The sequence below is a fragment of the Streptomyces sp. NPDC006551 genome (genome assembly GCF_040611675.1).
Lineage (GTDB): Bacteria > Actinomycetota > Actinomycetes > Streptomycetales > Streptomycetaceae > Streptomyces.
Genome location: NZ_JBEXOT010000005.1, coordinates 1 through 12,410, shown reverse-complemented (window position 1 = coordinate 12,410; position 12,410 = coordinate 1). Strand labels below are relative to the sequence as shown.

The window sequence follows — 12,410 nt, the reverse complement described above, 5'->3', positions numbered from 1 at the left end:
CCACACGAGTGCACCTGATGCGTCCCGGCGGCGCATCAGAGTGAAGCAGGCGTACGACCGCCGATCCGGGTCCGCGTGACGACCAACTGTCCCTCCTGTGGATAGGCGTGCCAGGTGCGCCACCGCACCTGGCCCTCGTGGCGCTGCGCCAGCATCGCCGTGAAGGCGTGCGGCGAGCCGGGGAACGTCCCCGCGAGGCCGTTGGGATGGTCGGCGACGAGCGCGAGCAACTCCTGGGCACGGCCCGCGAAGGAGCCGTGCGACAGCGTCTCGACGCGCGCCGCGAATTCGTACTCCCACTCGCCGACGCGCTTGGAGACGCCCAGCGGCAGCGGCGTACTGCTGCCGGGCATACAGGCGACGGTCTCCGAGCAACTGCGGCCCTCCTCTTGCAGAAGTACCTGATGGGAGGCGCCGAGCAGGCGCAACTGCAGTTTCGCTCCGGTCAGTTCGAGGTCGAGCACGGCGAGGGCGGGCAGCGGCTCGCGCCCCAGCGCCCAGGCCAGGTCGGCCGCGCGCGTGTCGGTATAGGAGGTCTTCAGGGTCGTGAGCATGGGTCGGCTCCGCAAACACGGTTTGACGGGTGGGCCGGGGGCGCCCCGGAGAAAGGGTTCAACGGGAGTGGGGGATCGCCGACTCGGGTCCACACACGGTCCGAGGGCTGGATGTTCTCAACAGCGAGGGAATCATGAACTACGGGAAGCTCACAGCGTTTTTACCCAACTTGGCGTGGTTTCCATCCCCTCGGGGGCCCCACGGTTCAACTGTTCAGTCGGAATCGCTCGCGCGCCTTCAACAAGAAGGTGCCCGTGGGGCGTTGGCCCACCGGGCACCTCGGCCCCATCGGGCACCTGTCCGGGATCGCGGCGCGACTGCCCCGTGTCAGTCGCCGCCGCCCCCTCCGCCGCCGCAGCTGCTCCCGCAGGAGGAGCCGCACGACGAGCCGCCACCGCAGGAGGAACCGCCCCCCTCCCACCAGCTGCGCCGCCGCCCGCGCCGCCCGCCCCGGCTGCCTCCGCCGGCCAGCAGGGACAGCGCGATGATGAGGATCACGCCCCCGATCAGCAGTGCCGCCATCAGTTTCACCCCCGTGTGTCTGTGTGAAAGGGGGATGCCCCGCGCCACTCGAGCCCAAAGCGCACTTGAGGAAGTCCAGAGCTTCCACCCACGATGGCGGCATGACACGACCGCTGCTCAACCGCCGACTCGCCGAGTTCGGGACGACGATCTTCGCCGAGATGTCCGCGCTGGCCGTCCGGACCGGGGCGATCAACCTCGGCCAGGGCTTTCCCGACACCGACGGCCCGGAGGAGATCCGCGAGGCCGCCGTACGGGCGCTGCGCGACGGCCGCGGCAACCAGTACCCGCCGGGGCCCGGCGTCCCGGAGCTGCGCACGGCCGTCACCGAACACCAGCGCAGGCGGTACGGACTGGAGTACGACCCCGACACCGAGGTACTGGTCACGGCGGGTGCGACCGAGGCGATCGCGGCCGCGCTGCTCGCCCTCGTGGAACCGGGCGACGAGGTGATCGCCCTGGAGCCGTACTACGACTCGTACGCCGCCTGCGTCGCGATGGCCGGCGGCACCCGCGTCCCGGTCACCCTCCGCCCGGCGGCCGGCCGCTTCGTCCTCGACCTGGACGAGCTGCGGGCCGCCGTCACCGACCGGACCCGGCTGATCCTCCTCAACACCCCGCACAACCCGACCGGCACGGTCCTCACCCGAGCCGAACTCACCGCCGTCGCCGAACTGGCGGTCGAGCGCGATCTGCTCGTGGTCACCGACGAGGTCTACGAACACCTGGTCTTCGACGACGCCGAGCACCTCCCGATCGCGAGCCTCCCCGGCATGCGGGAGCGCACGGTCACCATCGGCTCGGCCGGCAAGACCTACTCCTTCACCGGCTGGAAGGTCGGTTGGGTCACCGCGAGCCCCGCCCTGACCACGGCGGTCCGCTCCGCCAAGCAGTACCTGACGTACGTCACCTCGGGCCCCTTCCAGTACGCGATCGCCGAGGCGCTGCGGCTGCCCGACACGTTCCTCGACACCCTGCGCGCCGATCTCCTCGCCAAGCGGGACCTGCTGAGCGACGGGCTCGCCCAGGCCGGTTTCGCGGTCTACCGCCCGGCGGGCACCTACTTCATCACCGCCGACATCCGTCCGCTCGGCGAGTCCGACGGCGTGGCCTTCTGCCGCGCCCTGCCCGAACGAGCGGGCGTGGTCGCCATCCCCAACGCGGTCTTCTACGACCACCGCGACGCGGGCGCCCCCTTCGTCCGCTTCGCCTTCTGCAAGCAGCGCCCCGTGCTCGAGGAGGCGGTCTCCCGGCTGAAGACGCTGGCCGCCTGACCCGGACAACCCGGGAATCTTTCACCCGGGTGGCCTCACCGTGCTCGCGCGCCCCCTCCGTGCCGTGCCGATCGTCAGGTAGACCGATTTGTCGGGCCGACCTGATTCCCGCGCGCACGGAGGTGCACCCTGTCCGCCGAGACTCTCGACCGCCCGGCGTCCGCCGGTGTCAGGAGCGTCCCCCGCTGGCGGGCCTCCCTGCACCGGGCCGCACCCGCGCTCGGTCTCTTCGCCGCCGCGCGGCTGACCGGGACGCTCGCTCTCGCGCTCTGGGCCTGGCACGTCGGACGCTCACCGCGCGCGCTGCTCGCCACATCTTGGGACTCCGACTGGTACATCCGGATCGCCGCCCACGGATACGGCCGCACCCTGCACTGGCCCAACGGCATGGTCCAGTCCGACCTGGCGTTCTTCCCGCTCTACCCGGGGCTCGTCCGGGCCGTCACCACCGTCCTTCCGGTCACCGGCGGCACCGCCGGCCTGCTCCTGTCGTGGCTCGCGGCCGGCGCCGCCGCCTGGGGTGTCTACCTGGTCGGTGAACGGCTGTACGGGCGCCCCACCGCGGTCGTCCTGGTGCTCCTCTGGGGGCTGCTGCCGCACTCGGTCGTGCTGACCATGGCGTACACCGAACCGCTGATGACGGCCTTCGCCGCCTGGTCGCTGTACGCGCTGCTCACCCACCGCTGGCTCTGGGCGGGCACGCTCGCCGCCCTGGCCGGCCTGTCCCGGCCCAACGGGATCGCCGTCGCGGCGGCCGTCCTCGCCACGGTCGCCTGCGAGCTGTGGAGGCGGCGCGGCAGGGTGAGCGGACGGATGTGGGCGGCCGCGGCGCTGGCTCCGGCCGGGTGGCTCTCGTACCTGCTGTGGGTCGGCGCCCGCCGCGGTGATTTGCTCGGCGGCTACTTCGCCGTCCAGGACGGCTGGTCCTCACGCTTCGACCTGGGGGCCGGCGCGCTGCTCTTCGTACGGGGCATGCTGAAGGGACCGACACAGTTCGGCTTCGCGATGGCGCTGGTGATCACGGCGGCCGGCGTGCTTCTCTTCGCGCTGCTCGCGCTGGTGGAGCGCCCGCCGCTGTGCGTCCTGGTCTACACGGGCGTGCTGGTCCTCATCGCCGTCGGCGGGTCCGGCTTCTTCGAGTCCAAGCCGCGCTTCCTGCTCCCCGCCTTCCCGCTGCTGCTGCCGCTGGCGCTGGCACTGACGAGAGCCCGGCCGAGAGCCGCGATCGTGGTGATCACGGCCCTGGCCGGGCTCTCGTCCGGCTACGGCGCGTACATGCTGCTGTTCGCGCACATGGCGCTGTGAGTCCGCGCGCGTCCTACTCGGGCGCGCCGGGCTCCTTGTCCTCGGGGGACTCCAGACCGAACTGCTCCACGAGCCACTTGTCGAACTCGATCGACGCGCGGACCCAGCTGACGGTCGAGGACACGAAGTGCTCCAGGGCGACGCCGGTGCCGATCAGCATCTGCGCCTCGCCGATGAGCCGGAGGGTGGCGGAGCCGTCCTCCTCCTCGTGCAGGTGGGTGTAGACCTTGGGCCACAGGGTGCGGCGGTTCCAGTCGTCGATCGCGTCGAGGACCTTGGCGCGGTCGTCCGCCGAGTGCGGGCGGTCGTAGAAGGTCCGTACGGAGAAGACCTTCTGCTCGTCGTCACCGCGGAACATGAAGTACGTACGGAATTCCTCCCACGGCGCCGCGAGGTCACCCTCGTCGTCGACGACGTACTTCAGCTCCATCTGGTCGAGGAGCTGCTTGACCAGGTCCTGGTCGGGGACGACGGGGCCCGCCGGTCCTGCGGCCTGAGGCTGGGGCTGGCCCCCGAAATTCGGAATCGAGGACGGGTCGATGCTCACCGTGAATATCCCTTCGTACGGTTGCGGCCATCCTCTCCCATGCCGGGCGGTACGGCGCAAGCCCGACCGCGCCGGATCGGGCGAGATCCGCTGCGGGCGGACACGATCTCGCGCGCGTGGAGTACGGCGTCCGGCCGCCGGCCGCCGGTGTCGGCGTGACCGACGAGGGCGGGGACACCGCCCTCGTCATGGTCGGCACCGCTCGGGTGGGGGCCGTCAGGGAGTGGCCGCGCCCACGATCAGGCCGTCCTCGAAGCGGTCCACGCGGACCGTGTCGCCGTCCTCGACCTCGCCCGCGAGGATCTCCTTCGCGAGCCGGTCGCCGATCGCCGTCTGGATCAGGCGGCGCAGCGGGCGGGCGCCGTAGGCCGGGTCGTTGCCCTCCTCGGCCAGCCACTCCAGCGCCGCCGGGGTGACGTCGAGCGTGAGCCGGCGGTCGGCCAGGCGCTTGGCGAGCCGGTCGACCTGGAGCCGAGCGATCCGGCCCAGCTCGGCCTTGTCGAGCGCCGAGAAGACCACCAGGTCGTCCAGCCGGTTGAGGAACTCCGGCTTGAACGAGGCCCTCACCACCTCCAGGACCTGCTGCTTCTTCACCTCCGCGGAGGTCAGCGGCTCGACGAGGTACTGGCTGCCGAGGTTGGACGTCAGGATCAGGATGGTGTTGCGGAAGTCCACCGTCCGGCCCTGGCCGTCGGTGAGCCGGCCGTCGTCGAGGACCTGGAGCAGGATGTCGAAGACCTCCGGGTGCGCCTTCTCCACCTCGTCGAGCAGGACCACGCTGTACGGCCGGCGGCGCACCGCCTCGGTGAGCTGGCCGCCCTCCTCGTAACCGACGTAGCCGGGAGGCGCGCCGACCAGCCGGGCCACGCTGTGCTTCTCGCCGTACTCCGACATGTCGATGCGGACCATGGCCCGCTCGTCGTCGAAGAGGAAGTCCGCGAGCGCCTTCGCCAGCTCCGTCTTGCCGACACCGGTCGGGCCGAGGAAGAGGAAGGAGCCGGTGGGCCGGTCGGGGTCGGCGATGCCGGCCCGGGTGCGGCGCACGGCGTCGGAGACGGCCTGGACGGCCTCGGACTGGCCGATGAGCCGCCGCCCCAGCTCCTCCTCCATGCGCAGCAGCTTCTGCGTCTCCCCCTCCAGGAGGCGGCCGGCGGGGATGCCGGTCCAGGAGCCGACGACGTCCGCGATGTCGTCCGGGCCGACCTCCTCCTTGACCATGGTGTCCTTGGCGGCCTCCTGCTCGGCCTCGCTGGCCTCCGCGAGCTCCCGCTCCAGGGCGGGGATCTCGCCGTACAGCAGCTTGGAGGCGGTGTCGAAGTCGCCGTCGCGCTGGGCGCGTTCGGCCTGGCCGCGCAGCTCGTCGAGCTTCTCCTTCAGCTCACCGACGCGGTTGAGGCCCTGCTTCTCCTTCTCCCAGCGGGCGGTCAGACCGCGCAGCTCCTCCTCCTTGTCGGCGAGGTCGCGGCGCAGCTTCTCCAGCCGCTGCACGGACGAGGGGTCGCTCTCGTTCTTCAGCGCCAGCTCCTCCATGCGCAGCCGGTCCACGGCGCGCTGGAGCTCGTCGATCTCGACGGGTGAGGAGTCGATCTCCATCCGGAGCCGGGAGGCGGCCTCGTCGACGAGGTCGATGGCCTTGTCGGGCAGGAAGCGGGAGGTGATGTAACGGTCGGAGAGCGTGGCGGCCGCGACGAGCGCGGAGTCGGCGATCTGGACCTTGTGGTGGGCCTCGTACCGGCCCTTGAGGCCGCGCAGGATCGCGATGGTGTCCTCGACGGTGGGCTCGGCGACCAGGACCTGCTGGAAGCGGCGCTCCAGGGCGGGGTCCTTCTCGATCCGCTCGCGGTACTCGTCGAGGGTCGTCGCGCCGACCATGCGCAGCTCGCCCCGGGCCAGCATCGGCTTGAGCATGTTGCCCGCGTCCATGGCGGAGTCGCCGCCGGCGCCCGCGCCGACGACGGTGTGCAGCTCGTCGATGAAGGTGATGATCTGGCCGTCGCTCTCCTTGATCTCGGAGAGGACGGTCTTCAGGCGCTCCTCGAACTCGCCGCGGTACTTGGCGCCCGCGACCATCGCGCCGAGGTCGAGGGAGACCAGGCGCTTGTTCTTCAGGGACTCGGGGACGTCGCCCTTCACGATCCGCTGGGCGAGGCCCTCGACGACGGCGGTCTTGCCGACGCCGGGCTCACCGATGAGGACGGGGTTGTTCTTGGTGCGGCGGGAGAGCACCTGGACGACGCGCCGGATCTCCTGGTCGCGCCCGATGACGGGGTCGAGCTTTCCTTCCCGCGCGGCCGCCGTGAAGTCCGTACCGAACTTCTCCAGTGCCTTGTACTGACCCTCCGGGTCGGGTGTGGTCACCCGGCGCCCTCCCCTGATCTTCTCGAACGCGTCGAGGAGGCTCTTCGCACTCGCCCCCTGCTGGGCGAGGACGTCGCCCGCCTGTCCGCCCTTCGCCGCGATCCCGATGAGCAGGTGCTCGGTGGACAGATAGTCGTCCCCGAGCTCCTTGGCGCGCTCGGCGGCATCGGCGATGACGGCGAGCAGCTCACGGCTGGGCTGCGGCGGCGCGACCGTGGAGCCGGTCACGCTGGGCTGGGCGGCGAGCAGCCGCTCCGTACCGGACCGTACAGCGGCCTGGTCGGCCTCGACGGCGGCGAGCAGGTCGATGATGTTCTCGTTCTCCTGACCCGCGAGCAGCGCGAGGAGCAGGTGCGCGGGGGTCAGGTCGGGATGCCCCTGGGACACGGCACGGCTGGTGGCCGCGTTGAGGGCGTCCCGGCTCCTGTTGGTCAGTTCGGCGTCCACGTGCGGTCTCTCCTCCTGTCGCGGCGCTGTCATCGCGTATGACTCGTCCAGCGTACACAAAGTTGAGTCTATTCCGCTCAAGGATAGGGTTCGCGACATGGCGACTGACCCGAGGAACCCGGACGACTCGTACCTCAGCTTCTGGCGCGAGTACCACATGTGCACCCTGACGACGCCCCGCCCGGACGGCACTCCGCACGTGGTGGCGGTGGGAGTGACGTACGACCCGGAGGGGGGCGAGAACGGGCTGGCGCGGGTGATCACCAACAAGCACAGCCACAAGGTCGCCAACGTCCTGGCGGCGGGTCCGGAGGGCGCGCGGGTCGCGGTCTGCCAGGTGGACAAGGGGCGCTGGGCGACCCTGGAGGGCGTGGCCCGGATCCGCACGGAGGCGGAGGTCGTCGCGGACGCGGTCGACCGCTACGCCGCCCGCTACGGCCGCACGCCCTCCCCGAACCCGGACCGGGTGGTCATCGAGATCGCGCTGACCCGGGCGATGGGCCGCGCGTAGCGGCCACGCCGTGCGGGTCTCGTCGTATGGGTCGGGGCCGTACGGAAATGTGTGCGCACAGCACAGCGGCGCCATCGCGTTTCAGGTCCGCGATGGCGCCGCTGTGTGGGGGTAGTACCTGAGCGATCTACAACGACGGGGGAACCGCTCAGGCACTGCGGGGGGTGGCGGTGATGGTTTCGGACTCGACCAGCTGATGGTCGCGCTGATCGAGATTGACGAAAATCATGCCGTACCGGATGGCACAGCGGACGGGCTGCGGGGCGCCACGAGGCCGCCGCAGACACCGGTAGGCGCGGATGTCCTCGTCCTCTCCTCGCGTGATGATGATCGGCTCACCGAAGAGGGTGACCATCAACGAATCGCCACTGTGCGGCACAGCCGTGACGAGGTCGATGAAATGCCACCCGGAGCGGTACGCCGTCGCCATCTCGCGACGGAAGCGAGAATCGTCAGGAACGTTCATGCGCCCACGGAGGACCAGCCGGGGTCATTCACCGCGGCCGGCGCCACGTGCCAGCCCGGGTCGCCCAGGGCAGTGGTCACGAGCGCCGGCTCGGAGTGCCAGCCCGGGTCGTCAGGAGCGGCCTGCGTGTTCGCCCGCTCCGAGTGCCAACCGGGATCCTCGACCGCCCCCAGCGCTCCCACTGTGGCAGCCGCGATGAAGGCGACTCCGGCCACCGCGCGTATGAGCTTCTTCATCATCACCGAGCAACCTCACTTGAAGGCAACGTCTCTTTCCGACCCCCGCGACTAAGACGATGGCTTACTCTCTCCTCTTCCACCACCAAACCCATGCATCATGTTCCTGAGATGCAGGAGCCTGGGGGTGTACGAATGCAGAAACAACCGGACGAAACCGGTCACCCTCATTCGCATGCGGAACTGTGCAAGGCAGGCGCGGACCTGTACGCGAGCGCCTTGCGGACAGGACGAATACCCCGGTCAGAGGCGGCGGAGACGCCCTGTCTCCTCGATCTCTCGCTCCTCCACCCGGATCCGGACGACGCCCAGTGGCTTCGACCGGTGCCGCCCTCCTCGGCGCTGGCCCAGCTGTTGCAGCCGATCGAGCGGGACATCCTGGAGCGTCGGCGGCTCACGGTCGCGCTCTCCGACGCGTTCGAGCCATTCATGGCGATCAGCGCCCAGGAACAGCCCGCCACCCACGCCATCACGGTGCTCGAAGGCATCGGCAGGATCAACGCGACCCTGGACCGCGTGGTCGCCAACTGCAGCCAGGAGTTGCTGACCGTCCAGCCCGGTGGCGGACGCCCCGCCCACGCCCTGAGCGAGGCCCTCAAGCGGGTGTCACCGCTCCTGGGGCGCGGCATCCGGATGCGGACGCTCTATCAGCACACCGCGCGCCACACCGAACTCACCCTCGCCTACCTCGAACACGTCGGACCGGAGGTCCAGGTCCGCACCCTCGAGGAGATCATCGACCGGCTGATCATCGTCGACCGGGAGGTCGCCTTCATCCCGGCCCGGAGCGACCGTCAGGTGGCCCTGGAGCTGCGCCACCCCGGCCTCGTCGCCTACCTCGTCGGCGTCTTCGACCAGTTCTGGCAGCTGGCCGTGCCGATCAAGGAGGAGATCCCCTACGACATCAAGACCGACGACATCAGCGGAGTCCAGCGCTCCATCGCCAGACTCCTCGTCGCGGGCCACGTCGACGAGGCCATCGCCCGCCGTCTCGGCATGAACGTCCGGACCTGCCGCGCCCACATCGCCAAGCTCGCCGCCGCCCTCGGCAGCGGCAGCCGCGCCCAACTCGGCTACCTCATCGCCCGGTCCGGGATCCTGGAGCAGGACAACTGACGTTGTACGTACAGATCGACCTCGACGGCCCCGCCGGAACCCTGCGCGTGACCGGTCACGACCTGCCGACCGTGGAGCTCGTCCGCGCGCCCGGCGCCACGGTGAACCGGCTCGTCCCCATCGGGACCCGCGACCGCGCCGCCCTCACCCTCACGGTCGACGGGCGGCCCGCCCGCATCCGGCCCGCGCGGGGGCGCCTCCTGCGGCGGTCGTACCGCGTCGACGTCCGCGTCGACGGGACCCGGTACCGGCTCGTGCCCTGCTCGTACGCCGAGAGCCGGCTCACCCGGGACGGCCGCCGGCTGGGGCGGCTGGAGTCCTCGGGCGACGGCACGGTCGACGCGGACTGGGAGACGGGCGCCGGCGTCCGGCCCCGGGACATCGCCGTCGGAACCGCCCTCGCCGCCGCGTTCGGCACCGGCGCCTCGCCGTGGTGGGAGACCGTCGGGGACATCGTCGGCGAACTGATCCCGTAGCGCGGCGACCCGGAGAACACGACGGCCCCCTCCGGGCGGAGGGGGCCGTCGCCGTGCTCGAAGAGCTACTCGCCGCGCTTGGGACGCCAGACCACCAAGGCGCTCGCCTGCTGCACATCCGTGTACGGCACCAGGTCGCGCCGGTACGAGGCGTGCACCTGGGCCTCGCGCTGACGCAGCGTCGCCGCCGCGCCCTCGACCGCCGCCGACAGCTCGGCGACCCGGGCCTGCAGCGCCGCGACCTGGTTCTCCAGCTCGATGATGCGCTTGATGCCCGCCAGGTTGATGCCCTCGTCCTGCGACAACTGCTGGACGGTGCGCAGCAGTTCGATGTCACGGGCCGAATAGCGCCGGCCACGCCCAGCCGTGCGGTCCGGGGAGACCAGACCGAGACGGTCGTACTGGCGCAGGGTCTGCGGATGCAGACCCGAGAGCTGTGCCGCCACCGAGATGACGTACACCGGCGTCTCGTCGGTCAGTTCGTACGGGTTGCGGCTGCGCCCCGGTCGGCTGTCCATCGCGTCAAGCTCCCTTCGCGGCCTGGAAGAGCTCTGCCCTGGGGTCCTCGCCCGCCGTCGCCTCGCGGTACGTCTCGAGGGCTTCGCGGGCCTTGTCGTCCAGTTCCTTGGGCACCGCGACCTCCACCGTCACCAGCAGGTCGCCGCGCGTGCCGTCCTTGCGGACCGCGCCCTTGCCACGAGCGCGCATGGTCCGGCCGTTGGGGGTGCCGGCGGGCAGCTTCAGTGTCACCGCCGGGCCGCCCAGGGTCGGCACCTTGATCTCCCCGCCGAGCGCCGCCTCGTCGAAGCTGACGGGCACCGTGACGGTGAGGTTGTCGTCCTTGCGGCCGAAGACCGGGTGGGCGTCGACATGGACGACGACATAGAGGTCGCCGGCCGGGCCGCCGCGCTCGCCCGGCGTGCCCTTCCCGCGCAGCCGGATCCGCTGCCCGTCGGAGACCCCGGCGGGGATGCGGACCTGCATGGTGCGGGAGGACTTGGCCCGGCCGCTGCCCTTGCAGACCTCGCAGGGGTTCTCGGCGATCAGGCCGCGCCCCTTGCAGTCCACACACGGATCGGTGAGCGAGAAGGAACCGCTGCCGCCGCGCGAGACCTGGCCGGTGCCGACACAGGTCGGGCAGACGCGGGGCGTGCCGTTCTTGTCGCCGGTGCCCGAACACGCCTTGCAGGGCTGCTGCGAGGACATCCGGAGGGGAACGGTCGCCCCGTCCACCGCCTCGGTGAAGCTGAGCGTCACCTCGGACTCGATGTCCTGGCCGCGGCGCGGCTGCGTCCGCGTGCCCGCGCCGCCCGCGCCCCGGTTGAACAGTCCGCCGAAGACATCCCCGAGACCGCCGCCGAACCCGCCGGCGCCCGGGCCGCCGGGACCCTGAGCACCGCCGAAGAGGTCACCCAGGTCGAAGTTGAACGTGCCGCCCGCGCCGCCGGGTCCGGCTCGGAAGCCGCCGTTCCCGAAGAGCGCGCGGGCGTCGTCGTACTCCTTGCGCTTCTTGGGGTCGCCGAGGACGTCGTTCGCCTCGGAGATCTCCTTGAAGCGCTCCTCCGCCTTGGTGTCACCCTTGTTGGCGTCCGGGTGGTTCTCGCGGGCGAGCTTGCGGTACGCCTTCTTGATCTCGGCGTCGGTGGCGTCCTTGGGGACGCCGAGAACCTTGTAGTAGTCCTTCTCGACGAAGTCCTTCGTGCTCATCGACGTCCCTCCTCTCGGACGATCATCGCGTCACCCCTCTTCGGGGCCACCGCTCTCCTCGTCGGCCGTCTGCTCTTCCTTCGCGGCCGGCGTCGCCCCGGGCTGGGGCTCGGCCACCGCCACGCGCGCGGGCCTGATGGTCCGCTCGCCGATTCGGTACCCCGGCTGCAGGATCGCCACGCAGGTCGTCTCGGTGACGTCCGGCGCGTACGAGTGCATCAGGGCCTCGTGGATCGTCGGGTCGAAGGGCTCGCCCTCCTTGCCGAACTGCTGCAGACCCATCTTGGCGACGACGGTCTCCAGCGACTCGGCCACCGACTTGAACCCGCCCACGAGTTCGCCGTGGTCCCGGGCCCTGCCGACGTCGTCGAGCACGGGCAGGAGCTCGGTCAGGAGGTTCGCGACGGCGATCTCCTTGACCGTCACCCGGTCCCGCTCCACGCGGCGGCGGTAGTTCTGGTACTCGGCCTGGAGCCGCTGGAGGTCCGCGGTGCGCTCGGCGAGCGCGCTGCGGGCCTGGTCCAGCTGGGCCGTCAGACCGGCCGTCTGGCTTACGTCCCCGGCCGGGGCCGCCGAGCCCTCCTCCTGGGAGGGGACCTCGGCGGCTTCGGCGGCGTCGTCAGAGGCGGCGCCGGAGGGGACGTCGGGCTTCTCCTCGAAGCCCGGGGTCTCCTCCGTCATCAGGCAGCGCCACCCTTCGGCTTCTCGTCGTCGACGATCTCGGCGTCGACGACATCGTCATCGGCCTTGGCCTCGGCGTGCGGGGCCTCGCCACCGGCGGCCTGGGCCGCCTGCGCGTCGGCGTACATCGCCTGGCCGAGCTTCTGGGAGACGGCCGCGACCTTCTCCGTGGCCGTACGGATCTCCGCGGTGTCGTCGCCCTTGAGCTT

Annotated in this window: 14 protein-coding genes and 1 pseudogene; 5 read left to right on the top strand and 10 right to left on the bottom strand. The window is 71.0% G+C overall.

Features of this window, described 5'->3' with window-relative positions; all coding sequences use genetic code 11:
- Positions 1–35 precede the first annotated feature (35 nt).
- A complete protein-coding gene (locus ABZY12_RS07565) occupies positions 36–554 on the bottom strand; it encodes a DUF2617 family protein (RefSeq protein WP_356888182.1) in 519 nt (172 codons plus the stop codon).
- A gap of 328 nt (positions 555–882) precedes the next feature.
- Positions 883–1,077, bottom strand: a complete 195-nt coding sequence (locus tag ABZY12_RS07560; RefSeq protein WP_356888180.1) for a hypothetical protein — start codon at positions 1,075–1,077, stop codon at positions 883–885.
- Positions 1,078–1,178: 101 nt separating this feature from the next.
- Between ABZY12_RS07560 and ABZY12_RS07555 the strand changes: the two genes are divergently transcribed.
- Both ABZY12_RS07555 and ABZY12_RS07550 read left to right on the top strand, forming a co-directional pair.
- A complete protein-coding gene (locus tag ABZY12_RS07555) occupies positions 1,179–2,351 on the top strand; it encodes a pyridoxal phosphate-dependent aminotransferase (protein WP_356888178.1) in 1,173 nt (390 codons plus the stop codon).
- Between the two features lie 198 nt (positions 2,352–2,549).
- Entirely contained in the window at positions 2,550–3,656 is a 1,107-nt protein-coding gene (locus tag ABZY12_RS07550) for a glycosyltransferase family 39 protein (RefSeq protein WP_356888576.1), read from the top strand.
- Positions 3,657–3,669: 13 nt separating this feature from the next.
- On the opposite strand, the gene ABZY12_RS07545 is transcribed toward ABZY12_RS07550, so the two are convergent.
- Both ABZY12_RS07545 and clpB read right to left on the bottom strand, forming a co-directional pair.
- Positions 3,670–4,203, bottom strand: a complete 534-nt coding sequence (locus tag ABZY12_RS07545) for a YbjN domain-containing protein (RefSeq protein ID WP_356888176.1) — start codon at positions 4,201–4,203, stop codon at positions 3,670–3,672.
- A 216-nt stretch (positions 4,204–4,419) separates the two neighbouring features.
- Positions 4,420–7,008 carry an ATP-dependent chaperone ClpB gene (gene clpB / locus ABZY12_RS07540; protein WP_356888174.1) on the bottom strand — a complete coding sequence of 863 codons (2,589 nt, stop codon included), beginning with the start codon at positions 7,006–7,008 and terminating at the stop codon, positions 4,420–4,422.
- Positions 7,009–7,105: 97 nt separating this feature from the next.
- On the opposite strand from clpB, the gene ABZY12_RS07535 reads away from it, so the two are divergent.
- Positions 7,106–7,519 (top strand): pyridoxamine 5'-phosphate oxidase family protein, encoded by a 414-nt coding sequence (locus ABZY12_RS07535; RefSeq protein ID WP_356888172.1) that lies wholly within the window; start codon positions 7,106–7,108, stop codon positions 7,517–7,519.
- Positions 7,520–7,667: 148 nt separating this feature from the next.
- On the opposite strand, the gene ABZY12_RS07530 is transcribed toward ABZY12_RS07535, so the two are convergent.
- Positions 7,668–7,985: a (2Fe-2S)-binding protein gene (locus ABZY12_RS07530; protein WP_356888170.1), complete on the bottom strand. Its 318-nt coding sequence runs from the start codon at positions 7,983–7,985 to the stop codon at positions 7,668–7,670.
- On the bottom strand, positions 7,982–8,224 hold the full coding sequence (locus tag ABZY12_RS07525) for a hypothetical protein (protein ID WP_356888168.1): 243 nt from the start codon (positions 8,222–8,224) through the stop codon (positions 7,982–7,984). Before ABZY12_RS07525 ends, ABZY12_RS07530 begins: the two co-directional genes overlap by 4 nt.
- 132 nt (positions 8,225–8,356) lie before the next feature.
- Here ABZY12_RS07525 and ABZY12_RS07520 point away from each other — a divergent pair, with 132 nt between their 5' ends.
- Together ABZY12_RS07520 and ABZY12_RS07515 are read left to right on the top strand one after the other, a co-directional pair.
- Entirely contained in the window at positions 8,357–9,337 is a 981-nt protein-coding gene (locus tag ABZY12_RS07520; protein ID WP_356888166.1) for a helix-turn-helix transcriptional regulator, read from the top strand.
- 2 nt (positions 9,338–9,339) lie between these two features.
- A complete protein-coding gene (locus tag ABZY12_RS07515) occupies positions 9,340–9,813 on the top strand; it encodes a hypothetical protein (RefSeq protein WP_356888164.1) in 474 nt (157 codons plus the stop codon).
- A gap of 65 nt (positions 9,814–9,878) precedes the next feature.
- Here ABZY12_RS07515 and ABZY12_RS07510 read toward each other — a convergent pair whose 3' ends face one another.
- From ABZY12_RS07510 to dnaK, 4 genes and pseudogenes are all read right to left on the bottom strand, one after another.
- Positions 9,879–10,331: a helix-turn-helix domain-containing protein gene (locus tag ABZY12_RS07510; protein WP_356888162.1), complete on the bottom strand. Its 453-nt coding sequence runs from the start codon at positions 10,329–10,331 to the stop codon at positions 9,879–9,881.
- A 4-nt stretch (positions 10,332–10,335) separates the two neighbouring features.
- On the bottom strand, positions 10,336–11,520 hold the full coding sequence (gene dnaJ / locus ABZY12_RS07505; protein WP_356888160.1) for a molecular chaperone DnaJ: 1,185 nt from the start codon (positions 11,518–11,520) through the stop codon (positions 10,336–10,338).
- Positions 11,521–11,550: 30 nt separating this feature from the next.
- Complete coding sequence (grpE, locus tag ABZY12_RS07500; protein WP_356888158.1) at positions 11,551–12,201, bottom strand: nucleotide exchange factor GrpE; 651 nt, start codon at positions 12,199–12,201, stop codon at positions 11,551–11,553.
- Positions 12,201–12,410: pseudogene (gene dnaK, locus ABZY12_RS07495) on the bottom strand (molecular chaperone DnaK); the annotation flags it as partial. The pseudogene dnaK and the gene grpE, both read right to left, overlap by 1 nt.